This is a genomic window from Myxococcus guangdongensis (assembly GCF_024198255.1).
Lineage (GTDB): Bacteria > Myxococcota > Myxococcia > Myxococcales > Myxococcaceae > Myxococcus > Myxococcus guangdongensis.
Map to the genome: position 1 here is coordinate 785,900 of NZ_JAJVKW010000002.1, position 24,401 is coordinate 810,300.

Genomic DNA, 24,401 nt, shown 5'->3' on the forward strand with positions numbered 1-24,401 from the left:
CCGCCGAGCCCGTCATCGGCTCGCCTCCGCCGAGCGTCCCACCAGCTCGCGGAGCTGGGTGAGGTCCAGCGGCTTGGAAATCTTCAAGTTGGGAACCTCGCGCAGGAAGGACACCGTGCGCGGCGTGAAGGCGCCCCCCGTCATGAACACCATGCGGCCCGCCTGCTCCGGCGCGCTGCGGCCCAGCTCGTTGTACAGGTCCATGCCCGTCATGCCCGGCATCATCACGTCACAGAGGATGAGGTCGAAGCGGCTCCCCTCGTTGAGCAGCCGCAGCGCCGCCTGCGCGCTGTTCGCCGTGGCCACCTCGTGGTCCGCCGCCAACGAGCGCTGCAACGCCAGCGTCACGTTCGGCTCGTCGTCCACCACCAGGATGCGCGCCCGCGTGTTCGTCGGCACCACCGCCTGCAGCCTCGGCAACAGCTCCAGCTCCCGCGTGGCCGCGCGCAGCACGACGCGGAACGTGCTGCCCTTGCCCGGCTCGCTCTCCGCGTGGATGGAGCCCCCCATGGACTCGATGATGCCGTGGCAGATGGACAACCCCAGCCCCGTCCCCACGCCCACCGGCTTGGTGGTGAAGAACGGGTCGAAGATGCGGTCCATCACCTCCGCCGTCATCCCGATGCCCGTGTCCCGCACCTCCACCAACACGCGGCCCCGGTCTCCCGCGCGGATGACCACGCGGATTTCATGCTCGTGCTCGGGCGAGCGGTCCTCCGGAATCGCCTGCGCCGCGTTGAGCAGCAGGTTCAGGAACACCTGACACAGCCGCGACTCGCTGGCCTCCACCGGCGCCACCGGCTCGAACTCCGTCACCAGTCGCGCGCGGTGACGGATGACGTTGTCCGCCATCTTGCACGCCAGCTCCACCGCGCGCCGCACGTCCACCGGCATCAGCCGCACTTCCTGCTCGCCGCGCGCGAAGACCTTCAAGTCGCGCACGATGGTGGCGATGCGCTCGGCGCCCTCCGTCGTCTCCCGCACCAGCTGCTGCAGCGAGGCGATGGCCGCCGCGGGCACCTGGCTCTCCATCCGCTCCAGGCCCTCGCGCACCAGGTGCAGGTTGACCAGCATGTACGCCAGCGGGTTGTTGATTTCGTGCGCCACCCCCGCGCCCAGCGTGCCCACCGACGCCAGCCGGTCCGCCACGACGAGGTGCGCCTGGAGCTGCTTGCGCTCCGACGTGTCGCGGTGGACCATGATGTTGGCAATCGTGCGGCCCTCGCTGTCGCGCAGCGGGACGACGACGGACTCACACCAGCAGGTGGTGCCGTCGCGGCGCTTGAACTCCAGCTCCCCCGTCCACCGGCCCTGCTTCTCCAGCCCGGCGAGCACCATGCCCGTCATCCGGTCCGGCTCGTCGGGGTGCAGCACACGGAAGAGCGTCTGTCCCAGCGCCTCCGACTTGTTGCGGCCGAACATCCGCTCCGCGCTGGCGTTCCAGTCGATGATGCCGCCGCCCAAATCCGTAATCACCACGCCGTCGTAGATGCTCTCGAAGATGAGCGCCTGGCGCGCCAGCTCCTGCTCGGCCTGCTTGCGGGCGGTGATGTCCATCACCGTGCCCGTCACCCGCGCGGGCATCCCCGAGGCGTCACACAGCACGTCCCCCTTGCAGGAAATCCAGCGCCACCCGCTGCCCTGCGGTTCGATGCGGTATTCCACATCCACCTGCGTCTTCTTCTCCAACGCGATGGACAGGGACTCCCGCACGCGCGGCAGGTCGGCGGGGTGCACCACCTCCTCGAGCTCCATGGCGCGGCCGGACAGCTTGCCCACGGGCAGCCCCAACAGCCGGTCCACCTGCTCGCTCCACGTCACCCGGCCGCTCTGCGCGTTCCAATCCCAGATGCCCACGCGCGCGGCGGACAGCGCCTGGCGCAGCGCCTCCTCGCGCTGCTCGAGCAGCTCCCGCTTGGAGAAGCGGAACACCGTGACGGTGCCAATCTGGAGCCGGTCGCCCTCCTGGAGCTCCGCCGTGGCGATGGGCGTGCCGTTGAGCAGGGTGCCGTTGGTGGACTCCAGATCCGTGACATGGCAGCCCCCGTCCGGCAGCCGGACGATGCGGGCATGCTTGCGCGACACGCCATGGTCGTCGATGCGCACCGTGGCCTCGGAGCCCCGGCCGATGATGTGCTCGCCGGGCTCCAGCCGGTACGCCTTGCCGATGGCCGCGGGCGTCGTGGTGCTGATGAGGATGAGGCAGGCTCCCGTCGAGGACGGCGGAGCCAGCGCCAGACCGGCGCAGGTCGTGAGGTCATCCAATGTCGTCATCAAGCAGCCCCCCGGCACCCCGCGCCGCGTCCGTCCACTCCACCTGCCCCAGCTTGCACGCGTGGTGTCACGTCCCGAGAATCCAGCAGTCCCCGGGGCCAGCGTCCAACCACCCCGGGTGATGGGGCCTTGGAGCATACGCCAGGCAACATCTGCCCCCGCGCCCCCGACCCGAGGTGATGGGTGGTGAACGCCCAGGTAGGATTGCCGCGCCGCGGCGGACGCTTCGGGCCCAGGGCATGCAGCGGGCGTCCTGGGGGCGGTGCTAGGGTGGGACGCCACATGGCGGCCGACTCCGAGAGCACGTTCCGCATCCAGGCACGCGCGGATCTCCATGGCGCCGAGCGGGCAAAAGGGGATGCGGGCCGAGGCCCGGGAACACTTGCGGGCGAGTACGTCCTCAAGGCCCTGCTGGCCTCCGGCGGACATGGCAGCGTCTATGAAGCCGAGCACCGCATCCTCGGCCGACGGGCCGCGGTGAAGGTGCTCCACCCCCACCTGGCGGATCAGGGCGAGATGCTCAAGCGCTTCGTGCGCGAGGCCCGGGTGGTGAACCAGATACGCCACCCCAACATCGTGGACGTCTATGACTTCGGGCTGATGCCGGACGGCAGCCCCTACTACGTCATGGAGCTGCTCGCCGGGCGCACCCTGGGCCAGGTGGTGCAGGAGCGCGGCCGGCTGTCGGCGTCCCGCGCGCGCGCCTACCTGGAGCCGGTGTGCGGCGCGCTGGAGGCGGCGCACCGCGCGGGCGTCGTCCACCGCGACTTGAAGGCCAGCAACATCCTCGTCGTGGAGGAGGGTGAGAAGCCTCGGGTGAAGCTGCTCGACTTCGGCATCGCCAAGCTCCTGTCCGCGGAGGCCACCCAGGAGGGGCTCACCATCGCCGGCCAGCGGCTGGGCACCGCCCACGCCATGGCCCCCGAGCAGTTCCGCGGGGGCACCATCGGCCCGCACACGGACATCTACGCGCTGGGGGTGCTCCTGCACCAGCTGCTCACCGGCCGCTACCCCTTCCTCTGCGAGGACCGGATGGAGCTGGAGCGGCTGCACCTGGAAGCCCCCGCGCCCCGGCCCAGCGCCATCGCCCCGGTCTCCCCGGCCGTGGACCAGGTGGTGCTGCGCTGTCTGGAGAAGGACGCCAGCCGCCGCTTCGGCAGCGTGGGCGCGTTCCTGGCCGCGCTCGCCGACGCCGCGGAGGAGCCCGTGCAGCCCACCCACCGCAGCCGGCTGGCGCTCGCCGTCCACGCGGAGGTGGTGCTGTCGTCGGCCGCGGCCCAGGACGACGACGCGATGTACGCGGTGCTCGCGGACGTGCTGGATGGGCTGGAGCAGGGGCTGCGCGGCGGGGGCTTCCTCCTGGCGCTGCAGTCCGGCACCACGCTGCTCGCCGTGCGCCCCCTGGAGAACGGCTCGCCCACCCCCGAGCGAACGACGTACCTGCGCGAGGCGGAGCGCTCGCTGCGCATCCTCCAGCAGGCCGCGCAGAAGCTCGCCGACCCCGTGGATGCCCAGGTCCACCTGTGCCTGCACCTGGGACAAGCAGAGACGCGCGGCGACACCGGCGAATCCGAAATCGTCGGCGGCCCCGTCACCGATGTGAGTGCCTGGAGGCTGCGCGGACCGGAGGGTTTCGCCCTCACCCCCGCCGCCGCGCTGAGCCTGGAGTTTCCAGAGCCTCTCTAGTTTTTCCTGAAATACAAATTCTCCGTTGAGTCCCGTCCATCCAGACCTGACTGGGTCTAGGATTTTACAACCCCGCTGTCATTGATTCGACTGGAGAAGAAAATTCCTCCGTAGCGGCATGCGCAAAGGGAAACCCCCTACGAATCTTGTCGAACCCATCAGTTTTCAGCGCGATTGGGAGCGCTGAAGCGGGTGGGCGACAAGGTGGTCAGCCCTCGCTGGCCACCACACACGGGGGAAACGCATGCACCGCATTCCTGCTTCGCAGTCGCGTCGCCACACCACTTCCATCCGCCGTTGGGTTCGCGGATGCGGGGTGGGGCTCCTGGGTTGGGGACTCGGGATGGGGGCGGCGGGATGCGGGGTGGAGCTGGAGCCGGTGGGAGAGGAGCTGGGGCAGCTGCGCGTGCACGCGCTGTCCGTCAACGGCCTGTCCACCAACGGCCTGTCCACCAACGGCCTGTCCACCAATGGCCTGTCCACCAATGGCCTGTCCACCAACGGCCTGTCCACCAACGGCTTCAGGGATTGGTTCAACCAGGACCCGAGCACGGCGGACGCGGTGATGTCGTACGTGGTGACGTGCGCGGTGGCGGCGGGGCAGACGCGCACCTTCACCAACCCGGTGACGGGGGTCCAGTACACGTGGCTGGGCTCGCTGGGGCTGGCGACGAACTGGGCGAACGGGGTGGGGGCGACGCCGGCGGAGCAGCAGGTGGTGTCCGCGTGCCTGGCGGCGCACGCGAACAAGTACGGCCTGCATGTGCCCATCTCCGTGCTGGGTCGCGTCGCGGTGACCAACCCCAACACCCCGGCTCCAGCCATCCCCTACACCCAGGCGGAGCTGGACCTCTACAGCGAGAGGGAGGCCTGCTACTTCGGCAACCTCTTCGACGGCACGGGCGTGTTCGCGGCCAATGACCAGCCGTACCTCGCCGCGGAGCGGAGCACGCCTCGCACGTGTGGCCTCGCCTCGAGCGCCACGCAGCAGTGCCCGCCCATCACCCACCTGGGCATGTGCGCGACGCTGTGCACGCCGGCGCGTGTCACCAACGCCAACAACGTCACCACGGACCTGCCCTACTACGAGTCGTGCACGCACAACGGGAAGACCTACCAGCCCATCACCGCGCGCATCCGCCCCGCTGAAATCTATCGGTGCGGGGATGGCGTCTGCCAGTTCACCGAGCGCTGCGGCACCGGCACCACCGCGCTGAGCTGCAAGGCCGACTGCGGCGCCTGCCCCTGAGGGCCGTGCGCCATCCGCTGCCAGACATTCGCGGGCGGGCACGGACCTTGTCGGTGGGGACGTCCTCGGAGGTGGTGCTAGCCTCACCCCATTCCCGAGGTCGTGTCCGACTGGGGAGGTGGCATGGACAAGCATCACGTCCTGGACGCGCCCGAGGGCGCGGACATCGCGGGCTACCGGGTGGAGGCGTTGCTGGGCGCGGGAGGGTGCGGCGTGGTGTACCGCGCCTCTCGCGATGGGGCTCCCGTGGCGCTCAAGCTGCAGTCGCTGGAGCAGTTGGGGGGCTGGGCCCTGCGGGAGGTGGCCATCCTCACGCGGCTGGCGCATCGCAACGTGGTGGGCTTCCGCGCGGGTGGGCTCTTTCCTTCCGAGTCCCCCGCGTGGCTCTACCTGGCGATGGAGTACGTGAGGGGGCGTCCGCTGGCGCAGTGGGTGGAGGAGGAGAACCCCTCCGCGCGCGGGGCCGCGACGCTGGCGCTGGGCATGGCGCGGGGGCTGGAGGCGGCGCACACGGCGGACGTGCTCCACCGCGACATCAAGGAGGACAACGTCGTCGTGCGCGAGGAGGACGGCACGCCGGTGTTGATGGACTTCGGCGTGGGGGACTACTCGGGGGCACCCCGGCTGCCGCGCGGGGTGCTGCCACCGGGGACGCCGCGCTACCGCAGTCCGGAGGCGCTGGCCTTCCGACGCGCGCATCCCGACGGGGTGTACCCGCCCACGTCCGCGGATGACCTGTATGCGCTGGGCGTGGTGCTCTACTGGATGCTCACCGCGCGCCATCCGTTCGTGGACGTGGAGACGCCCGAGGGCGAGCTGGCCGTCATCCACCATCCGCCGGTGTCGCCGCACGTGCTCAACCCGAGGGTGCCGTGGGCGTTGAGCGAGCTGTGCTCGCGGCTGTTGTCCAAGCAGCCCTGGCGGCGCGGCACCGCGGGCACCTGGTGCTCGGTGCTGGAGGCGGAGCTCGTGTCGGCGGACGGCGCGTGGGACGCGCCGCTGTTCCCCGACGTGGCGGAGGTGCCCGAAGACGGACAGGGAGTCCGGCCTCCATCGAGGGGCCGGCGCGGGGCGGCCAGCTCCGGTGGCCTGCCCGCGTATCAGCCGACGTCCGCCGCCGAGCCAGCAGCGCCCCAGCTCGTCGTCCGGGCACGGCCCGCGGCGAGGACGGCGCACGGGCGAGGATTTCCGCGCGTCATGCTCGCGGTGGGCATGGGCGCGTGTCTGGTGGGCGGCGCGTGCTGGGCCCGGCGCGCGCAGCCGTCGGAGTTCCCGGCGGCGCCGGACAGCCGCGCCCCACAGGCTCCGCGCGCGCGGTGACACGCACCCGGTGGGCCCTCCATGCGTGCGTGCCCGCATCGCACCTCGCGCGCCCACCCGCGCCGCCGCTCTCTGACATCCGCGCAAGCTTCCACCGCCCAACGGTGGTGCCGACGCGGGGGCGCGCCGCCGTCGACTACCCACCTGGAAGGGCTTTGGCCCCCGCGTCAGACGACATCGGCTCCTTGCCCGGGCCGTCCCGGCGGTGTTGACTGGGAGCGTCCACCCCGTCCCCGCGCTCTTCGTGGGCTGGACACCTGACGCTGGGATTGCGACGTGATGACGCTACGAGCCAGGGTGCTGTTGATGTCGGCGGTGGCGCAGCGGCGAGGCACGCTGCGACGCGCCTTCCTGGCCCGTCAGGGGATGCCGTCCGGCCCGGAAGCTTCCACCACGACGAGCGCGCGCGAGGCCTCGGAGGCGGGACGACGTCTGGAGGAGACGGTGCGCGAGCGCACCGCGGAGCTCGAGGCCGCCAACGCCAAGCTGTCGCGCAGCCTGGAGCAGCTCCACGCCACCCAGGCCCAGCTGCTCTTCGCCGACCGGCTCATCGCCCTGGGCCGCATCGCCGCGGGCGTGGGCCACGAAATCAACAACCCCCTCGCCTTCATCCTCAGCAACCTGGAGTACATCCACCAGGAGCTCCAGCAGAAGGAGCAGCTGCCCGAGCGGGAGCGCCAGGAGGTGCTCGAGGCGCTCGCGGAGACGCGCGACGGCGCCGAGCGCATCCGCCTCATCGTGCGGGACCTGCAGACGCTCTCGCGCTCCGAGGACGTGGGCAGCGGCCCGTCGGACGTGGGCGCGGTGGTGCGCACCGCGGCCAAGATGGCCATGCACGAGCTGCGGCACCGCGCGCGCCTGGTCGTCGAGTGCGACGGCGTGCCCCCGGTGCAGGGCAACGGCGCGCGGCTGGGTCAGGTGTTCCTGAACCTGCTGCTCAACGCGGCGCAGGCCATCGTCCCTGGCCAGGTGGAGCTCAACGAGGTGCGCGTCGTCGCGAGCGAGGCCATGCCCGGCCGCGTCGTCGCGGTGGAGGTGCGCGACACCGGCTGCGGCATCTCCCCCGAGCACCGCGAGCGCATCTTCGACCCCTTCTTCACCACCAAGCCCCTGGGCGTGGGCACCGGCCTGGGGCTCGCCGTCTGCCACGGCATCGTCACCTCGCTGGGCGGCACCCTCACGCTGGAGAGCGCGCCCGGCCGGGGCAGCATCTTCCGCGTCACCCTGCCCGTGGCCGGCGCCTTCGCCCAGCCCCCACGTCAACTGGACGCGGCGCTCTGACCACCTGGCTGTCGTAGGGCGTCATGCCCTCCATCGGCGGCGCGTACAGGTGCAGCGACACCGCGCCCCGACGCGACGAGTTGTGCACGCGGTGGATGGTGTCGGACTGTTCGATCATCAAGTCGCCCTCGTGGGCGCGCTCGACGACGGCCGGCAGCAGCCGGTCTCCGGCCCAGTCGTAACGCGTCTCGTCCAGGCTCCCTTGCACGAGCAGCGACACGCCGGCGCTCCCTCCATGGTCATGCACGAGCGAGCCCTGCCCCGGCATCCAGCACACGAGCAAGAGCTCACACGCGTCCGTCTTCGCCAGCGTCGTGCGCACGTAGCGCTCGTCGTCGAACCGGACGAGCGAGCCCAAGAGCCCCCAGTCGGGGCGGCTGTCGCGAAGCCGCTCCACCAGCCACGTCAGCGACGGGACGGCGTCTGGGCCCTCTGGCAGTGACCAGCCGAGCAGGCTCTTCATGTCCGGGACCTCACGGTCCCAATCTCCTGAGGTGGAGCGCTCTCGCATGGGTCCTCCCGGGATGTGCGTGGGAGTGTGGACACGCCCTCGGACCCTGACCAGGGGTTGCCATCCGATTGTCCACACCGCCAGCGTGGATGCCGTCACGCGCAGGCGGACATAGGATTGCGGCGTGCAAGGACACAGCAGCCCATGGGATGTGGCCATCGTCGGGGGCGGGGCCAGCGGAACACTGTTGGCCATCCACCTCCTGAAGCAGGCACGCGCGCCACTGCGGGTGCTGCTGTTGGAGCGTGGGCGGAGCGTGGGCCAGGGGCTCGCCTACTCGACCCGCAGCCAGCGTCACCTGCTCAACGTCCCCGCCGCGCGCATGGGCGCCTTCATGGAGGACCCGGAGCACTTCCTGCGCGCCGTGCGGCGACAGGCGCCCGACACGGCGCCCGGAGACTTCGTCCCCCGGCAGCGCTACGGCCAGTACCTGGCGGAGGTGCTGGAGGAGACCCGCGCGCGCGCGGCCGCCGGGGTGCGGCTGGAGACGCGGTCCGCGCAGGTGGTCTCGGTGCGCGAGCACGGCGGCCTGGCGACGCTGACGACCGATGACGGCGCGGAGCACGTCGCGCGCAGGGCGGTGCTGGCGCTGGGCAACGCGAGCCCCGCGGACCTCCGGGTGGAGGACGGCGGGCTGTACGCGAGCCCCCACTACCACCGGTCTCCCTGGGTCCACGACGCGCTCGGCGGCATCGGCGCGGGTGACGCGGTGCTGCTCATCGGCACGGGGCTCACCATGGTGGACGCGGTGCTGTCACTGGAGGAGCAGGGCCACACCGGCCCCCTGTACGCGCTGTCGAGGCACGGGCTGCTGCCCCACCGGCACGTGCGCGCCTCCTCGGGGACGTACGACTCGCCCGGCATCCGCGACGTGCTGCGCGCGCTGCGGCGCGAGGGCTTGAGGCCCCAGGACGACTCCACGGCGCACCCCATCCCCGTGCGCGTGCGCGCGCTGCTCCGGGTGCTGCGGCGCGAGGTGCGCCGGGCCACGGACGCGGGCGCGAGCTGGCGCGCGGTGGTGGACGCGCTCCGGCCGGTGACGGTGCCCCTGTGGCAGCGGCTGTCGGACGTGGAGCGGCGGCGCTTCCTGCGCCACCTGCGCTCCTACTGGGATGTCCACCGCCACCGGATGGCGCCCGGCGTCGCCGACGGGCTCGAGCAGCTGATGACCCAGGGGCGGCTGACGGTGCGCGCGGCCCGGGTGCGCGGCTTCCGGCTGGACGACTCCGGCACGGTCCACGCGCGAATCCTCCCCCGGGGCGAGGGCCGCGAGGAGCACCTCCAGGTCCGCCACGTGGTGAACTGCACCGGCCCCGAGGGCACCCTCACCCGCCACGGCCACCCGCTGCTCAAGCGCCTCGCGGACGAGGGGCGGCTGCGCCCGGACGCGCTGGGCCTGGGCCTGGACACCGACAGCCACGGCGCCCTGCTGGACTCGAACGGGCACGCCGGAGGGCTGCTCTACACCCTGGGGCCCCTGCGCCGGGGCGCGCTGTGGGAAACCACCGCCGTGCCGGAGATTCGTGCCCAGGCCCGCGGGCTCGCGGACCACCTGCTGGGCCGACTGAGTCATGGCCTCCTGCCCCCCCGCCGCAGCGCCGGCTGACCCGCTGGCCGGACCCAGGCCCCCTGTCCTGGACGGCGAGTGAAGTCACGGAAGGATGACGCGGCGAGTCCCCCGCGCGGGGGTTTCATGCGAGGCTCCGCCCGCCGGACTCCCCCTCATGGCCCTCCACCGTCCCCTCTACACCCTCGCTGGCGGCGCACTCGCCGTCCTCCTCGCCTGCGGGGGCGGGCTGGCGTACGTGAAGCTGCGCACGGGCCCCCTGGAGGAGCGGCTGGTGCGGGAGGTGGGGGAGCTGTCGCGCACGAGCTACGCGCGTCCCTCGCACGTGAGTCCGTCGGTGCCGGGCTGCTTCGCGCGCCACCTGGAGCCACTGCTCGAACCCGTGCTGCAGCTGTATCAGGAGCAACAGAAGTCACAGGGAAACTCGGCGCGGTGCCAGCCGTGCCGGGACGTGGCGGACGGGAAGCTGCCCACGTCCGCGCTGACGCAGGGCTGTGAGCAGGCGTTGGAGCGGGCCCGGCCGTTGCTCGCGAGCGTGCTGCTGGCGACGCACGCGGAGGTGGGCGGACTGCCCGAGCGCCTGGGAGCGCTGGCGCCCCTCACCCCCGCCCGCGCCAACGGCCGCTTCGCGCTGATGTACGTGGTGCATCTGGCCGCATTGGAGACCCGGGTGCGGCTGTCCCAGGGACAGGCCTCGGCGGCGCTGGATGTCTGCCTGGACGGGCTGGCGCTCAGTCGGGAACTGGAGCTGGGTGGAGGCATGGAGGGGCAGCTGCTCTCCGCCACGGGCCACGGCGTGCTCTATCACCCGTGCGCGGACGCGCTGGACGCCGCGCCGCTGGAGCGCAAGCGGTTGGCGATTTCCCAGCTGGCGCGCCTGGCGGATGGCTACGCGCCCTTCTCCGTCACGCTGCGACAGGAGTCGGTGCTGTTGCAGCTGGTCCACTTCCGGCCGCTGCTCTCCGCGCAGACGCTGGAGCGGCTGCCGCCGGGGAGTCAGGACATCGCCCCGCCGGAGCTGCTGGGGCTCGGGACTCCGGATGACAACGCGCTGACGGCCCGGCGCGCGTGGTGGCAGTTGGTGGAGGGCTTCGACGCGCTGACGGCCGCCGCGGACCTGCCCACGGGGGCGCGCAGGCGCGCGTTCGCGCTGCTGGAGCTGGGCACGCTCAGCCTCCATGGCCCGGACGTCGTCACCTATGGCGAGTACGCGGAGCGATTGGATTTGCGCCGGCTGCAGCACGACGCGCTCGTCACCCTGGCGGAGGTGGACCTGGCGCGCGCCGAGCGAGGCCACTGGCCGGACTCGCCGCCCCGCCACAAGGACTCCTCCTTCGTGCTGGAGCCGTTGGGCCCCACCGAGGCCCGGCTGCGTCCCTGCTCGCGCGCGTATTCGGCGCAGGGCCTGCGCGTGACGGCGGACCTCGCGCGACAACCAGGGCCCTGACGCACGGCGTCCATCCCAGCCTCCCAGGACTGCAGGCGAGCAGACCCCGGTCAGCGACCTGTCCGGTGGGTGTGCCAGGGCTACCTTGCTTGAGGACGCCGAGCCAGAGCCCTGGAGGGGGAGATGAGTCCACCACACGTACGTCGCGCGGCGTCAGGCGCGCACGGGCCCCGACGCGCGGAGCTGGCGCGATGAGGGCGGGCCGCTTCGTCGCGGACCTCGACTCGTCGGCCGCGCTGCTGCGGGCGCTCGCGGCCTTCCTGCACGGCCGGGACGCCCCCGCGCTGGGCGCCCACCGCCACACCCATCCGCTGTTCGAAGCGCTCGTGCCCGCCGTCAACCGCCTGTCGGTGCCGCTGCGCGAGAGCGCGTGGGTGCGCGGCGCGCTGGCGGAGGCGCTGACGCCGAAGGCCCTCGCACGCTTCGACGCGGAGTCCCTCGCGCGCTGGGTGGTGAGCCGCTACCCGCGACGCCGCTACCCGGCGGCGGTGGTCGGCGCCACCAACGGCGCGCTCGTCCACCTGTGCGCGGCGCTGGGAATCCCCTGGCTGCCGCAGACGCATCTGCTGTCCGTGCGCCATGACGGACAGGTGCCCGTGGACGAGCCGATGAAGACGCTCGGCTTCGCGCGAGAGCCCGCACGCCGACTGCTCGAGTCCCATCCGGACCTGCAGCTCCACCACACCCACGACGCCAACCACGACCGGCTCCTCCTGCAGGGGCTGACACACTTCCGGGTGAAGCGACGCGGACTGAGCCCCGCGTACCTCCGCTTCCTGGAGCAGTCCCTGGAGCCCGGCGCCACCCTCTTCGTGTCCGAGTGCGAGCTGCGCTGGCCCACGCTCCAACAGGGCGAGCGGCACGTCTTCCAGCAAGGCTCGCTCGGCGGCGCGAGCCCGGACGAGTACTACCTGGGCGGCCCCCGCGTGGAGGCGTACCTGCGCAAACAAGGCGCGTCCTTGACGCGCTGGCCGTCGCCACCGCCAGACAGCGACAGCCCCGAGGCGGAGTGGGGCTTCGAGCCCGCCCTGCGCGACGACTTGCTGCGCCTCGCGCGCAAGCAGCGCTGGCGACTCAAGCGCATCGTCTACCCGGAGCCGGAAGCGCTCAGCCCGCTGGTGGCGGACCTGTATCGGCACTGGTACCGCGAGCGGCGGGTGCCCTCGGGCAAGCTGCTGGCGGAGTGCTCCATCCTGCTGGAGCCCTGGTGGACGCTGCGCACCGGCGCCGTGCCGTTCTGGATGGTGCTCAACACACGGCCTTCCGCGCGCGCGCTCGAGCGCTACCTGGACCGCTCCGCGCCGTGGGACGCGATGTACCTGACGCTCTGCTCGCGCGGCGTGGAGTCCATCGGACTGGCGACGATGGAGCACTGGCGCGAGCTGTTGTCGCGAGGCCGCACCCAGGGCCAGCTCCTCGGCGTGGACGAGCGCGAGTACCCGCGCGACTTCGCATCCTTCGTGCGCTACCACCCGGCGATGCGGAGCGCGTTCTCCGCGCATCACTCCACCCGTGAGCGACTGCGGCCCGAGCGACTGGACGCGTTCCTTGGCCAGCACGGCGAGCGCTACGCGGTGCAATGGCTGGAGGCGGACGTGCGCCCGCGCCACCAGAGCGCGGGCGCGACCGCCTCCTGGTTCCAGTGAAGACGACTCAGGCGGCCGACACCGCCACCTCGCCGAGTCCCTCGACGACGAGCTTCACCCGGTCTCCGGGCTGGAACATGTGGGCGACCGTCGCCGCGCCCGCCAGGACGATGCTCCCCGCGGGCAGCACCTGTCCGCGCTTCGCGAGCAGCTCGCACAGCTGCACCAGCGACAGCACGGGGTCGCCGGAGATGGCGTCCGAGCGGGCCGAGTGCGCCAGCGCGTCGTTCACGAACATCTTCATCTCCAGCCGCGTCAAATCCATCGCGCGCGGCGGGTGCTCCTGGGTCCCCAGGACGAAGAGCGACGACGACGCGTTGTCCGCCACCACGTCCGGCAGGGAGAAGTACTTGAAGTCGCGGTAGCGCGAGTCGAGGATCTCCATCGCCACGAACACGGACTCACACGCATCCAGCGCCTCGTCGCGCGTCACGGTGCCCTTGAGCTCGCGCGCGGTGCGGAAGGCGATCTCCGGCTCGATTTTCGGGTGGATGCCCTGGGCGAGCGACACCACGCCCTCCGCCAGCACGCGCATCTTGTCCGTGAGGACGCCGTACACGGGCGAGTCCAGGTTCATCTGCCGGCGCTTGGCCTCGGACGTCAGGCCCATCTTCAGGCCCACCAGTCGCTCACCCGCCGCGAGCCGCAGCTTCAGGCCCTCCTCCTGGATGGCGTACGCGTCCGGCACGGACAGCGTGGGCAGCTCGTTGGTGAGGGGCGGCACCTCCCGCCGCTCCAGCCTCGCGTCGTCCAGTCGTCGGGCCAGCTCCGCGGGGTTCACAGTCCCAGTCATCGCATCCCTCTCCGAGTCTCCGGCGCGAACGGAAAGGGGGCGCCGGGGGGCGCGCAGCAGAGCAGCTTTCGCGGTGTCGGGCGAGGGTTGCTCGCATCCGCCATCACCGGGGTATAAGCCCGAGGACCCGGGAAGGGGGGTGGCTTCCGGGCTGGCATCGAGCGGTCGCCATGCGGCATCACCCCGACGAGACCTCCCGGCCGGGGCGGGCTCCACCGAAGCAAGGACTCGACTTCATGCGATACTCTTGGCTCTTCGCGGCAGTGCTGCTTCCCTCCTCCATCGCGCTGGCGGATGACCGCGGCCGACACACCCACGACGGCTTCTACCTGCGCGGTCAGCTGGGCCTGGGCTACACGAACTCGGCCGCCGTGGGTCAGGGCGTGGACCTGGCCCTCAAGGGCGGCGCGGGCACGCTCAACCTGGAGCTGGGCTTCGCGCCCATCAACAACTTCATCATCTACGGCAAGCTGTTCGGCACCTCCACGCCCAACCCGGACATCGAGGTGGATGGCACCACCATCGAGGGGGACGAGGACGACGACGTGGCCAGCAACTACGCGGCCCTCGGCGTGGGGCTCGCGTACTACTTCATGCCCGCCAACTTCTACCTGTCCGGCGCGGTGGTGGCCAACCAGCTCAGCGCCTCGTACGGCGGTGAGACGGAGGCGCAGACGGACACCGGCGTGGGCCTGCACGTGGGCCTGGGCAAGGAGTGGTGGGTGAGCGAGAACTGGGGCGTGGGCATCGGCGCGGAGCTGGCGCTGGGCCGCATCCGCAGCGGCGGCAACGACGACTGGAACGTCACCCACTTCTCGCTGATGTTCACCGCGACCTACAACTGAAGCGGGGTCGCGCGCCGGGCCGTGACGCCTCCTCGAACCGAGGGGCTCACGGCCCGAGCCGCATGAGGCGCTCAGCCCTGCTGGTTGAGCCCGGCGACCATGGCGCGCACGGCGGCGCGCGGGCTCAGGCGCACCATGAAGGCCGCGAAGCCGTTGAGCACGCCGTGGATGGCCAGCACGCTGCCGCGCATCATCTGCGCATACGCGTGCTCCACCACGTCCGGGGCCTTGGCCACGCCGGTGCGCTGGAACAGGCGGGTCTTGTCGTTGCCCGCGCGCTGGGCGAACTCGGTGTGCGTCGCGCCGGGGCAGTGGCACGTCACCGTCACGCCCGTGCCCTTCAGCTCGTACGAGAGCGCCTCCGACAGCGACACGACGAAGGCCTTGGTCGCGTAGTACGTGGCCATGTAGGGCCCGGGCTGGAAGCCGGCGGTGGAGGCCACGTTGAGGATGCGGCCGCGGCCGCGCTCGCGCATGGGCCGGGCGAACAGGTGCGTGAGCTTCAGCAGCGCGGTGCAGTTCACCTCCACCATCTCCCCCTCGCGCTTCACGTCCTGGTCCAGGAAGGGGCCCGCGGAGCCGAAGCCCGCGTTGTTGACCAGGAAGTCCACCGCGAGGCCGCGCTCGGACACCTGCGCGAAGAGCTGCTCGGGCGCCTCCGGCCGCGTCAAATCCGCGGGCAGCACGTGGGCCGTCACCCCGTGCTCCTTCTGGAGCGTCGCGGCGAGCGCCTCCAGGCGCTCGGCACTGCGGGCGACCAGGATGACGTCGTGTCCGTCCCGAGCGAAGCGCCGCGCGAACTGCTCACCCAACCCCGCCGATGCTCCGGTGATGAGGGCCACCTTGCGTGACATGTTGTTTCCTCCCGAGGCGTTTATAGCCGAGCGGGAGCGGGACGCACGTCAGGTGCTTTCGCGTCGGGGCAGGGTCACCTCGAAGTGGCTGCCCTGCTCCGGCTCGCTCGACACCTGGATGGTGCCGCCGTGGGCCTCGACGATTTGCCGGGTGACGTAGAGCCCCAGCCCGAGTCCACCGTAGTGGCGCTCGCTGACGGCGCGGCCGAAGCGCTCGAAGATGTGGGACTGGTACTCACGCGCGATGCCGATGCCGGCGTCCTCCACGCGCACCACCACGTCGTCCCCCGCGTCGCGCAGCGCCAGGCGCACCGGCTGACCCGCGCCGTACTTCAGCGCGTTGGCGAGCAGGTGCGTCAACACCTGCTCCAGCCGGAGGCGGTCCCAACGCCCCGTCACGTCCCCCCGCGTGGTGAGCGACACCTCGCTACCGGCTTGACTCGCGGCGAGCGACAGGCGCGCCATCACCTCGCGCGCCAGCACCTCCAGGTCCACGTCCTCACGGTGCAGCGACAGCCGCCCGCTGGACATGCGCGACACTTCGAGCAGCCCGTGCACCAGCCCCGACAGCTTGTCCACCTGGCGCTGCACCACGTCCAGCTGCGAGAGCACCATCGACGTGGGCAGGTAGGGCTTGTCCTTGCGCGTCTGCTGCCGCAGCCACTGCAGGCGCAGTTGCAGGGGCGTGAGCGGCGTCTTGAGTTCGTGGCTGGCCACGGCGAGGAACTCGTCGCGCAGCAGCACCGAGCGGCGCGCCTCGCGGTAGAGCCGGGCGTTGTCCAGGAACAGCGCCGCGCGGCGGGCCAGGTCCTGCGCCGTGTCCAGGTCCGCCCGGCTGTAGTGACGCGAGGGGCGCACCGCGAGGAACGTGAGCGCGCCCAACGAGCGACCCCGCGCGACGAGCGGCACGGACATGATTCCGTGGAAGCCCACCTCGCGCATGGTCTGGTAGTGCGCGTCGCTCACCGCCACCCGATGCAGCCACGCGTCGTCGATGTCGTCGACGAGCAGGGACTCGGCGTGACGGGCCACGCGCGTGGTGGGGTGGGCGCTGCCCTCGGGTCCCGGCGGGAACTCGCGCACGCGCAAGGCGAGCGGCGCATCGAGCGCGTCGGCGTGCGCCACGGACGTGCGCTGCACGGTGCCCGCCTCGTCGATGATGTCGACGAAGCACCAGTCGGCCATGACGGGCACGCTGAGCCGGGCCAGCGTGTCGAGCGTCACCTTGGGGTCGAGCGACGACGAGGCCAGCAGGCGGCTGGCGTCGGAGAGGAAGGCCGCGCGATGCTCGGCGTCCTCGGCCTCCGTGCGCGCCTGTTGTTCCTCGAGCAGCAGGCGGGCGGACTCCAGCGCCAGGCCCGCGAGGCGGGCGAGGCGGGACAGGGCGACCTCGTCCTCCTGGGTGAAGTCCCCCACCTCCCGGTCGAAGAGGTAGAGCACGCCCGCCTCCGAGGGCAGCGTCACGGCCAGTCGGCCCCGGGGCTCCGCGGCGCGCGTGGTGGCGCGGCGCTCCCGCCGGGCGCGACCTGGACCACCCCTGGAGGGCACGGCATACCCGCCCCAGACCTCATAGGCGCGCGAGAGCGAGGTGACGCTCGCCCCTCGCGTCCTGCCGGGAGCAGGCGTCAGCACCACGGTCGCCTGGTGCGCGCGCGTCAGCCGGCGGGCGACCTCCACGAGCACCGTGAGCGCCTCCTCGACGGTGGCCGCCGAGAGGAGCTGTCGTGAGTCCGCATCCGCCGCCGCGCGCGCCTCTCCCTCGGACATCGGCGCGACAGGTTCCATGGGCATCTCTGACTCCCTTTACACACAACCCGGTCCGGCCCCTCGCGCCTCCAGTCCCCCGTATTCCCCCACCGCTCGCCCACCCTCCAGGCAGCCGGAGTCGTCACGCGTTTGACGCGAGAGGACGACGGCGCGAGGCGCGCTTTCCGTGATGCTGGTGACGGCTGGCTCGGTTGCGTACATTGCGCCCCGTTCGACCCGGGCCCCCTCGCTCCCCCTGTCTCCCGGCACCCGAGGGACCAGGCGCTCGCGGGAGGCCGCCGGGGACGACACGCGCACGGAGGGTTCGGACATGCAGAAGGTGCTCAACTACATCGGCGGAGAGCTCATCCCCGCGCGCGGCGGCCAGTGGCTGGACAAGCCCGAGCCCGCGACGGGCAAGAACTACGCGCAAGTGCCGGACTCGGATGCCACCGACCTCCAGCACGCGGTGGAGGCCGCCCAGCGCGCCTTCCCGGCCTGGGCCGCCACGCCCGCCGCGGAGCGCTCGCGCCTCTTGCGCAAGGTGGCGGACACGATTCGCGAGCGGCTGGATGCGTTCGCCCGCGCGGAGTCCATCGACTCGGGCAAGCCGCTGTCGGTGGCGTCCAGCGTGGACATCCCGCGCAGCATCCTCAACTTCGAGTTCTTCGCGGACGCGGTGACGCAGTTCTCCAGCGAGGCGCACGCCACCGACGGCGTCGCGCTCAACTACACGCTGCGCTCGCCGCTGGGCGTGGTGGGCTGCATCTCGCCGTGGAACCTGCCGCTGTACCTGCTGACGTGGAAGCTCGCGCCCGCGCTGGCCATCGGCAACTGCGTGGTGGCCAAGCCCTCCGAAGTCACCCCGATGACGGCGTTCCTCTTGTCGCAGGTGTGCCGCGACGTGGGCCTGCCGCCCGGCGTGCTCAACATCGTCCACGGCCTGGGCCCCAAGGTGGGCGCGGCCATGAGCGAGCACGCGGACATCCCGGCCATCTCGTTCACCGGCAGCACCCGCGTGGGCGCGGAGATTGCCCGCGTGGCGGCGCCGTCGTTCAAGAAGCTGTCCCTGGAGATGGGCGGGAAGAACCCCAACGTCATCTTCGAGGACTGCGACTTCGAGGAGGCGCTGGCGACGACGGTGCGCTCGTCGTTCTCCAACCAGGGACAGATTTGCCTCTGCGGCCCGCGCATCTTCGTGCAGCGCCCCATCTACGAGCGCTTCCGCGACGCGCTGGTGGCGCGCACGCAGGCGCTCAAGGTGGGCGACCCGCTGGAGGCTGGCACCGAGCAGGGCGCGCTGGTGTCCCAGCAGCACTTCGACAAGGTGATGGGCTACATCGACCTGGCGAAGCAGGAGGGCGGGCGCGTGCTCGCGGGTGGCAAGCGCGCGAGCCTGACGGGCCGCTGCCGCGAGGGCTGGTTCGTGGAGCCCACGCTCATCGAGGGCCTGGACGCGGGCTGCCGCACCAATCAGGAGGAGATTTTCGGCCCGGTGGCCACGCTCATCCCGTTCGACACCGAGGACGAGGTGCTCGCGTGGGCGAACTCGACCAAGTACGGCCTGGCGGCGAGCGTGTGGACGCGGGATTTGAAGCGGGCGCACCGCTTCGCCTCGCGACTGCACAGCGGCATCGTCTGGGTGAACTGCTGGATGCTGCGCGATTTGCGCACGCCGTTCGGCGGGGTGAAGGACTCGGGGGTGGGGCGCGAGGGCGGCTGGGAGGCGCTGCGCTTCTTCACCGAGCCGAAGAACGTGTGCATCAAGCTGTGACGCGCTGGACGGAGACGCGACGTGAGCACCAGTGAGCGAGTCGATTCCCAGAAGGCCCCGGAGCCAGTGGGCCTGTATCCCCACGCACGGCGTGTGGGCAACTTGTTGTTCCTGTCGGGCGTGGGCCCGCGCGAGCGCGGGACGAAGAAGATTCCCGGCGTGGAGCTGGACGCCGAGGGCAACATCACCTCGTACGACATCGAGGCCCAGTGCCACTCGGTGTTCCGCAACGTCCGTTACATCCTCGAGGACGCGGGCTCCTCCTGGGACAAGCTGGTGGACGTCACGGTGTACCTGACGGACATGAAGAAGGACTTCCCCACGTACAACCGCCTGTGGGCGGAGTACTTCAAGGACAACCCGCCGTGCAGGACGACGCTCGAAATCAACCGGCTGCCCACGCCGATTGCCATCGAGCTCAAGTGCATCGCCACCATCGGAGATGAATGAATGGGCCGCCTGACTCCCATCAACTTCAAGAAGTGGATCGACGAGCACCGCCACCTGCTCAAGCCGCCCGTCGGCAACCAGCAGGTGTGGGCGGACCGTGAGTTCATGGTCACCGTCGTCGGCGGCCCCAACGCGCGCACGGACTTCCACATCAACGAGGGCGAGGAGTTCTTCTACCAGCTGGAGGGCACGATGAACCTGCGCGTGCTCGACGACGGCAAGCCCGTGGACATCCCCATCTCCGAGGGCGAAATCTTCCTGCTGCCGCCCAAGGTGCCGCACTCGCCCCAGCGCCCCGCGGGCACCGTGGGGCTGGTGCTGGAGCGCCGCCGCCTGCCGCACGAGATGGACGGGTTCATGTGGATGTGCCCGTCCTGCGGCGAGAAGCTCTACGAGGAGTTCGTGCACGTCACCAACCTCGTGACGCAGCTGCCGCCCATCTTCGAGCACTTCTACGGCAACGACGCGAACTGCACCTGCAAGAAGTGCGGGACGAAGGTGACCAAGGGAGGGCCGACGCGTTGAAGGTCGACATCCACACGCACCTGCTCCCCGAGAAGCTGCCGCGATTCGCCGAGCGCTACGGGTACGGCGGCTTCATCACGCTGGACCACCACGCGCCGTGCCGCGCGCGGATGCTGCGCGACGACGGGAAGTTCTTCCGGGAGGTCGAGAGCAACTGCTGGGACCCGGTGAAGCGCATCGAGGAATGCGACGACGTGGGCGTCCACGTGCAGGTCATCTCCACCGTGCCGGTGATGTTCAGCTACTGGACGCAGCCGGAGCACGGGCTGGACTTGTCGCGCTTCCTCAACGACCACGTGGCCTCGGTGGTGCGCGAGCACCCCAAGCGCTTCGTGGGGCTGGGCACGGTGCCGCTGCAGTCGCCGGAGCGGGCGGTGCGGGAGCTGGAGCGGTGCGTGAAGGAGCTGGGATTGGCGGGCGTGCAGATTGGCAGCCACGTCAACGACTGGAACCTCTCCGACGAGAAGCTCTTCCCGTTCTTCCAGGCGGCGAGCGAGCTGGGCGCGTCCATCTTCGTCCACCCGTGGGACATGATGGGCGAGGCGAAGATGCAGAAGTACTGGCTGCCGTGGCTGGTGGGCATGCCCGCGGAGATGTCCTTGGCCATGTGCTCGCTCATCTTCGGCGGCGTGCTGGAGCGGCTGCCCCAGCTGCGCTTCGCCTTCGCGCACGGCGGCGGCGCGTTCCCCGGGACGCTGGGCCGAATCGAGCACGGCTTCGAGGCGCGGCCGGACCTGGTGGCGGTGGACAACAAGGTGCCGCCGCGCGAGTACCTGGGGCGCTTCTGGGTGGACTCGCTGGTGCATGACGCGGACACGCTGCGCTTCATCGTGAAGCTGTTCGGCCAGGACAAGGTGGCGCTGGGCAGTGACTATCCGTTCCCCCTGGGCGAGCTGCGCCCGGGCACCCTCATCGAATCGCTGACGGAGCTTTCATCCGACGCGCGCGAGCAGCTCCTGTGGAAGAACGCCCTGACGTGGCTGGGGCGCTCGCGCGAGGACTTCGCCCCATGACGACGTACACCTTCGAGGACTCCGAGGACTTCGCGCGCAAGGCCGACGCCGAGGACAGGCTTGCCTCCTACCGCGAGCAGTTCCACTTCCCGCCCGGCCCGGATGGCAAGCCGGTGGTGTACCTGGCGGGCAACTCGCTGGGACTCCAGCCGAAGAACGCCGCGCGCTACGTGCAGGAGGAGATGGAGGACTGGGCCCGCTTCGGCGTGGAGGGGCACCACCACGGGCGCCACCCGTGGCTGCACTACCACGAGCTCGTCACGGAGCAGGCCGCGCGACTGGTGGGCGCGAAGCCGCAGGAAGTGGTGGTGATGAACACCCTGACGGTGAACCTGCACCTGATGATGGTGTCGTTCTACCGGCCCACGAAGGAGCGCTTCAAGATTCTCGTCGAGGGCGGCGCGTTCCCGTCGGACCAGTACGCGGTGGCCTCGCAGACGCGCTTCCACGGGTATGACGCGCGCGAGGCGGTGCTGGAGCTCAAGCCGCGCCAAGGTGAGGAGACGCTGCGCACCGAGGACATCCTGGCGACGCTGGAGCAGCATGGCCACGAGGTGGCGCTGGTGCTGCTGGGCAGCGTGAACTACCTCACGGGGCAGGCGTTCGACATCCCCGCGATTACGCGCGCGGCGCACGCGAAGGGCTGCCTGGTCGGGTTCGACCTGGCGCACGGCGCGGGGAATTTGAAGCTGTCGCTGCACGACGACGGGCCGGACTTCGCGGTGTGGTGCTCGTACAAGTACCTCAACGGCGGACCTGGGAGCCTGGGGGGTGTGTTCGTGCACGAGCGGCACGCGCGCGCGAAGGACATCCCCCGGTTCGAGGGCTGGTGGGGACACGACAAGGCCACGCGCTTCCAGATGGGTCCGCACTTCGACGCGCTGCCGGGCGCGGAGGGTTGGCAGCTGTCGAATCCGCCCATCCTCCAGTTGGCGGCGCTGCGCGCGTCGTTCGAGCTGTTCGACCAGGCGGGCATGGAGGCGCTGCGCGCCAAGAGCGAGCGACTCACGGGGTATCTGGAGTTCCTGTTGGACAAGCTGCCGCCGGGCTACGTGCGCATCACCACGCCGCGCGACGTGAAGCAGCGAGGGGCGCAGTTGTCCCTGCGGTTCCAGGGTGACGCGCCGAGCATGCTCAAGCGGCTGGCGGACGCGGGCATCATCTGTGACTTCCGCAAGCCGGACATCATCCGCGCGGCGCCCGCGCCGCTGTATTGCTCGTTCACGGATGTGTACCGCTTCGTGAAGACGCTGGAGGGACATGCCCGTGGGTGAGCGGAACGAGGCCGTCACGGTGGTGGGCGCGGGCCTGGTGGGCTCGCTCTTGTCCGTGTTCCTGGCGCGGCGTGGGCACTCGGTCGAGGTGCTGGAGCGTCGGCCGGACATGCGGCGCGAGGTCATCGACGCGGGGCGCTCCATCAACCTGGCCATCTCCACGCGCGGGCTGTACGCGCTGAGGCAGGTGGGGCTGGAGGAGGAGGCGCTGCGCCACGCGATTCCGATGCGGGGGCGGATGATTCATCCCCCGAAGGGCGCGCTGATGTACCAGCCCTATGGGAAGGATGACTCGCAGCACATCAACTCGCTGTCTCGCGCGTGGCTGAACCAGTTCCTGATGAGCGCGGCGGAGGCCACCGGCAAGGTGCGCATCCGCTTCAAGCAGCGGGTGTCGAGCGCGGACCTGGAGAACGGCGTGCTCACGGTGGTGGACGAGGCCACCGGTGAGGAGCGCCGCGAGGAGGGCCGCGTGGTGTTCGGCACGGACGGCTCCGGCTCGGCGGTGCGGCAGGCGCTGGAGAAGGCGCCGGGATTCGAGTCGACGGCGGAGACGCTGGGGCACGGGTACAAGGAGCTGACGATTCCCCCCGGGCCAGGCGGCGCGTTCCAGATGGAGAAGCACGCGCTGCACATCTGGCCGCGTGGGACGTACATGCTGATTGCGCTGCCGAACGAGGATGGCAGCTTCACGTGCACGTTGTTCCTGCCGTGGAAGGGGCCGGTGAGCTTCGAGTCACTGGACTCCCCTGCCCGGCTGGAGGTGTTCTTCGAGGAGCAGTTCCCGGACGCGAAGGCGCTCATCCCGGATTTGACGCAGGCGTTCTTCGCGCGGCCCACGGGCAGCATGGTGACGGTGAAGTGCGCGCCGTGGAACGTGGGCGGCAAGGCGGTGGTGATGGGCGATGCGGCGCACGCCATCGTCCCGTTCTTCGGCCAGGGGATGAACTGCGGCTTCGAGGACTGCACGGTGCTCGAGGGGCTCTTGGGCAAGGGCGGGGATTGGGAGACGCTGTTCGGGGAGCTGGCGCGGCTGCGCAAGACGAACGCGGATGCCATCGCGGACATGGCGGTGGAGAACTTCGTGGAGATGCGCGACAGCACGGGCAACCCGCGCTTCCTGTTGGAGAAGGCGGTGGAGAAGGTGTTGCTCAACACCTTCCCGGGTGAGTTCGTCAGTCGTTACTCGATGGTGAGCTTCAGCCGGGTGCCGTACCGGCTGGCGTACGAGGTGGGGGCGATTGCCGGTGGCATCGTCTCGGAGTTGTCCGAGGGGCTGACGCGCGCCGAGGACGTGGACCTGGAGCGGGCGAAGCGGCTCATCCACGGGCGGCTGGTGCCATTCATGAAGGAGCACGCGGATGGATTTCGGACTGAAGGGTAAGCGCGCGCTCGTGATGGGCGCGTCGGCGGGGCTGGGCTACGCGACGGCCGAGGCGCTGGTGAAGGAGGGCGCCACGGTGGCCATCTGCTCTCGCGGTGGGGAGAAGTTGGAGAAGGCGGCGAAGGCGCTGGGCGCGGCGCTCGCGGTGCCGGCCGACTTGAATCAGCCGGGCGCGGCGAAGCGGCTGGTGGACGAGGTGGTGGCGAAGCTGGGCGGCGTGGACGTGCTCGTGGTGAACACGGGTGGGCCTCCGGCGGGGGGCTTCGAATCGTTGACGGCGGAGCAGTGGCAGCTGGGGTTCCAGAGCCTGTGGATGGCGGCGGTGGACGGAATCCAGGCGGCGCTGCCGGGGATGAAGGAGCGCAAGTGGGGGCGCATCATCCTGGTGACGTCGCTGGCGGCGCGTGAGGCGATGCCGAACCTCACCATCTCCAACGGTCTGCGCGCGGGGTTGCTCGGGTTGGTGAAGACGGTGAGCAACGAGGTGGCGCAGCACGGCGTCACGCTCAACGCGGTGCTGCCGGGCTTCCACGCGACGGAGCGGATGACGCAGCTGGGGCTCACGGACGAGAAGGTGGCCCCGCAGATTCCCGCGCGGCGACTGGGGCGTCCGGACGAGCTGGCTTCGTTGGTGGCGTTCCTGTCCTCCGAGCAGGCCTCGTACATCACCGGCCAGTCGATTGCCGTCGACGGCGGTGCGGCGCGCGGGTTCTGACGACTCGCTGGCGCTGGAGAGTACGGAGGGCCAATGTCAGCGCAATG

20 protein-coding genes are annotated in these 24,401 nt (G+C 70.8%); 15 read left to right on the forward strand and 5 right to left on the reverse strand.

The genetic code is table 11. The features are described 5' to 3' along the window. Positions 1–12 precede the first annotated feature (12 nt). On the reverse strand, positions 13–2,274 hold the full coding sequence (locus LXT21_RS08005) for a PAS domain S-box protein (RefSeq protein WP_254037487.1): 2,262 nt from the start codon (positions 2,272–2,274) through the stop codon (positions 13–15). Positions 2,275–2,556: 282 nt separating this feature from the next. Between LXT21_RS08005 and LXT21_RS08010 the strand changes: the two genes are divergently transcribed. The 4 genes from LXT21_RS08010 (at position 2,557) to LXT21_RS08025 (ending at position 7,810) form a co-directional block, all read left to right on the forward strand. Next, positions 2,557–3,960, forward strand: a complete 1,404-nt coding sequence (locus LXT21_RS08010) for a serine/threonine-protein kinase (RefSeq protein WP_254037488.1) — start codon at positions 2,557–2,559, stop codon at positions 3,958–3,960. 343 nt (positions 3,961–4,303) lie between these two features. Further along, on the forward strand, positions 4,304–5,209 hold the full coding sequence (locus LXT21_RS08015; RefSeq protein WP_254037489.1) for a hypothetical protein: 906 nt from the start codon (positions 4,304–4,306) through the stop codon (positions 5,207–5,209). A 123-nt stretch (positions 5,210–5,332) separates the two neighbouring features. Beyond that, complete coding sequence (locus tag LXT21_RS08020) at positions 5,333–6,529, forward strand: serine/threonine-protein kinase (protein WP_254037490.1); 1,197 nt, start codon at positions 5,333–5,335, stop codon at positions 6,527–6,529. A 279-nt stretch (positions 6,530–6,808) separates the two neighbouring features. After that, positions 6,809–7,810, forward strand: a complete 1,002-nt coding sequence (locus tag LXT21_RS08025) for a sensor histidine kinase (protein WP_254037776.1) — start codon at positions 6,809–6,811, stop codon at positions 7,808–7,810. Here LXT21_RS08025 and LXT21_RS08030 read toward each other — a convergent pair. After that, positions 7,749–8,273, reverse strand: coding sequence for a cysteine dioxygenase (locus LXT21_RS08030; RefSeq protein WP_254037491.1), 525 nt, complete (start codon positions 8,271–8,273; stop codon positions 7,749–7,751). The two genes, LXT21_RS08025 and LXT21_RS08030, sit on opposite strands and share 62 nt — an antisense overlap. Before the next feature lie 199 nt (positions 8,274–8,472). On the opposite strand from LXT21_RS08030, the gene LXT21_RS08035 reads away from it, so the two are divergent. The 3 genes from LXT21_RS08035 to LXT21_RS08045 all read left to right on the forward strand — a co-directional run bounded on the left by LXT21_RS08035 (position 8,473) and on the right by LXT21_RS08045 (position 12,981). Continuing rightward, positions 8,473–9,927: an FAD/NAD(P)-binding protein gene (locus tag LXT21_RS08035; RefSeq protein WP_323394258.1), complete on the forward strand. Its 1,455-nt coding sequence runs from the start codon at positions 8,473–8,475 to the stop codon at positions 9,925–9,927. Between the two features lie 118 nt (positions 9,928–10,045). Beyond that, a complete protein-coding gene (locus LXT21_RS08040) occupies positions 10,046–11,335 on the forward strand; it encodes a hypothetical protein (protein ID WP_254037493.1) in 1,290 nt (429 codons plus the stop codon). 191 nt (positions 11,336–11,526) lie between these two features. Beyond that, positions 11,527–12,981: a hypothetical protein gene (locus LXT21_RS08045; RefSeq protein ID WP_254037494.1), complete on the forward strand. Its 1,455-nt coding sequence runs from the start codon at positions 11,527–11,529 to the stop codon at positions 12,979–12,981. Positions 12,982–12,988: 7 nt separating this feature from the next. On the opposite strand, the gene LXT21_RS08050 is transcribed toward LXT21_RS08045, so the two are convergent. Further along, positions 12,989–13,774, reverse strand: a complete 786-nt coding sequence (locus LXT21_RS08050; protein ID WP_254037495.1) for a 2-keto-4-pentenoate hydratase — start codon at positions 13,772–13,774, stop codon at positions 12,989–12,991. 236 nt (positions 13,775–14,010) lie between these two features. Here LXT21_RS08050 and LXT21_RS08055 point away from each other — a divergent pair, with 236 nt between their 5' ends. Further along, the gene (locus tag LXT21_RS08055; protein ID WP_254037496.1) at positions 14,011–14,619 is read left to right on the forward strand and encodes an outer membrane beta-barrel protein; all 609 of its coding nucleotides are present in this window, start codon (positions 14,011–14,013) and stop codon (positions 14,617–14,619) included. 71 nt (positions 14,620–14,690) lie between these two features. Here LXT21_RS08055 and LXT21_RS08060 read toward each other — a convergent pair whose 3' ends face one another. Beyond that, entirely contained in the window at positions 14,691–15,473 is a 783-nt protein-coding gene (locus tag LXT21_RS08060) for an SDR family NAD(P)-dependent oxidoreductase (RefSeq protein ID WP_254037497.1), read from the reverse strand. A 48-nt stretch (positions 15,474–15,521) separates the two neighbouring features. Next, positions 15,522–17,264, reverse strand: coding sequence for a GAF domain-containing sensor histidine kinase (locus LXT21_RS08065; RefSeq protein ID WP_254037498.1), 1,743 nt, complete (start codon positions 17,262–17,264; stop codon positions 15,522–15,524). 286 nt (positions 17,265–17,550) lie between these two features. Between LXT21_RS08065 and LXT21_RS08070 the strand changes: the two genes are divergently transcribed. The 7 genes from LXT21_RS08070 to LXT21_RS08100 are packed head-to-tail and all read left to right on the forward strand — an operon-like array spanning position 17,551 to position 24,354. Next, a complete protein-coding gene (locus LXT21_RS08070; RefSeq protein WP_254037499.1) occupies positions 17,551–18,993 on the forward strand; it encodes an aldehyde dehydrogenase in 1,443 nt (480 codons plus the stop codon). A 21-nt stretch (positions 18,994–19,014) separates the two neighbouring features. Next, on the forward strand, positions 19,015–19,443 hold the full coding sequence (locus LXT21_RS08075; protein WP_141324887.1) for a RidA family protein: 429 nt from the start codon (positions 19,015–19,017) through the stop codon (positions 19,441–19,443). After that, the gene (nbaC, locus tag LXT21_RS08080; RefSeq protein ID WP_254037500.1) at positions 19,444–19,968 is read left to right on the forward strand and encodes a 3-hydroxyanthranilate 3,4-dioxygenase; all 525 of its coding nucleotides are present in this window, start codon (positions 19,444–19,446) and stop codon (positions 19,966–19,968) included. Continuing rightward, a complete protein-coding gene (locus LXT21_RS08085; protein WP_254037501.1) occupies positions 19,965–20,981 on the forward strand; it encodes an amidohydrolase family protein in 1,017 nt (338 codons plus the stop codon). The genes nbaC and LXT21_RS08085 overlap by 4 nt, the downstream gene beginning before the upstream one ends. Continuing rightward, positions 20,978–22,255: a kynureninase gene (gene kynU / locus LXT21_RS08090; RefSeq protein WP_254037502.1), complete on the forward strand. Its 1,278-nt coding sequence runs from the start codon at positions 20,978–20,980 to the stop codon at positions 22,253–22,255. The genes LXT21_RS08085 and kynU overlap by 4 nt, the downstream gene beginning before the upstream one ends. After that, positions 22,242–23,639: an FAD-dependent oxidoreductase gene (locus tag LXT21_RS08095; protein WP_256571370.1), complete on the forward strand. Its 1,398-nt coding sequence runs from the start codon at positions 22,242–22,244 to the stop codon at positions 23,637–23,639. The genes kynU and LXT21_RS08095 overlap by 14 nt, the downstream gene beginning before the upstream one ends. Next, the gene (locus tag LXT21_RS08100) at positions 23,617–24,354 is read left to right on the forward strand and encodes an SDR family oxidoreductase (RefSeq protein ID WP_254037504.1); all 738 of its coding nucleotides are present in this window, start codon (positions 23,617–23,619) and stop codon (positions 24,352–24,354) included. The genes LXT21_RS08095 and LXT21_RS08100 overlap by 23 nt, the downstream gene beginning before the upstream one ends. Positions 24,355–24,401: the final 47 nt, after the last annotated feature.

Bases quoted from the DNA above. Each gene is read 5' to 3' on its own strand.
- LXT21_RS08005 (WP_254037487.1), bottom strand. From the start codon at position 2,274: ATGACGACATTGGATGACCTCACGACCTGCGCCGGTCTGGCGCTGGCT.
- LXT21_RS08010 (WP_254037488.1), top strand. From the start codon at position 2,557: ATGGCGGCCGACTCCGAGAGCACGTTCCGCATCCAGGCACGCGCGGAT.
- LXT21_RS08015 (WP_254037489.1), top strand. From the start codon at position 4,304: ATGGGGGCGGCGGGATGCGGGGTGGAGCTGGAGCCGGTGGGAGAGGAG.
- LXT21_RS08020 (WP_254037490.1), top strand. From the start codon at position 5,333: ATGGACAAGCATCACGTCCTGGACGCGCCCGAGGGCGCGGACATCGCG.
- LXT21_RS08025 (WP_254037776.1), top strand. From the start codon at position 6,809: ATGACGCTACGAGCCAGGGTGCTGTTGATGTCGGCGGTGGCGCAGCGG.
- LXT21_RS08030 (WP_254037491.1), bottom strand. From the start codon at position 8,273: ATGAAGAGCCTGCTCGGCTGGTCACTGCCAGAGGGCCCAGACGCCGTC.
- LXT21_RS08040 (WP_254037493.1), top strand. From the start codon at position 10,046: ATGGCCCTCCACCGTCCCCTCTACACCCTCGCTGGCGGCGCACTCGCC.
- LXT21_RS08045 (WP_254037494.1), top strand. From the start codon at position 11,527: ATGAGGGCGGGCCGCTTCGTCGCGGACCTCGACTCGTCGGCCGCGCTG.
- LXT21_RS08050 (WP_254037495.1), bottom strand. From the start codon at position 13,774: ATGACTGGGACTGTGAACCCCGCGGAGCTGGCCCGACGACTGGACGAC.
- LXT21_RS08055 (WP_254037496.1), top strand. From the start codon at position 14,011: ATGCGATACTCTTGGCTCTTCGCGGCAGTGCTGCTTCCCTCCTCCATC.
- LXT21_RS08060 (WP_254037497.1), bottom strand. From the start codon at position 15,473: ATGTCACGCAAGGTGGCCCTCATCACCGGAGCATCGGCGGGGTTGGGT.
- LXT21_RS08065 (WP_254037498.1), bottom strand. From the start codon at position 17,264: ATGCCCATGGAACCTGTCGCGCCGATGTCCGAGGGAGAGGCGCGCGCG.
- LXT21_RS08070 (WP_254037499.1), top strand. From the start codon at position 17,551: ATGCAGAAGGTGCTCAACTACATCGGCGGAGAGCTCATCCCCGCGCGC.
- nbaC (WP_254037500.1), top strand. From the start codon at position 19,444: ATGGGCCGCCTGACTCCCATCAACTTCAAGAAGTGGATCGACGAGCAC.
- kynU (WP_254037502.1), top strand. From the start codon at position 20,978: ATGACGACGTACACCTTCGAGGACTCCGAGGACTTCGCGCGCAAGGCC.
- LXT21_RS08095 (WP_256571370.1), top strand. From the start codon at position 22,242: ATGCCCGTGGGTGAGCGGAACGAGGCCGTCACGGTGGTGGGCGCGGGC.
- LXT21_RS08100 (WP_254037504.1), top strand. From the start codon at position 23,617: ATGGATTTCGGACTGAAGGGTAAGCGCGCGCTCGTGATGGGCGCGTCG.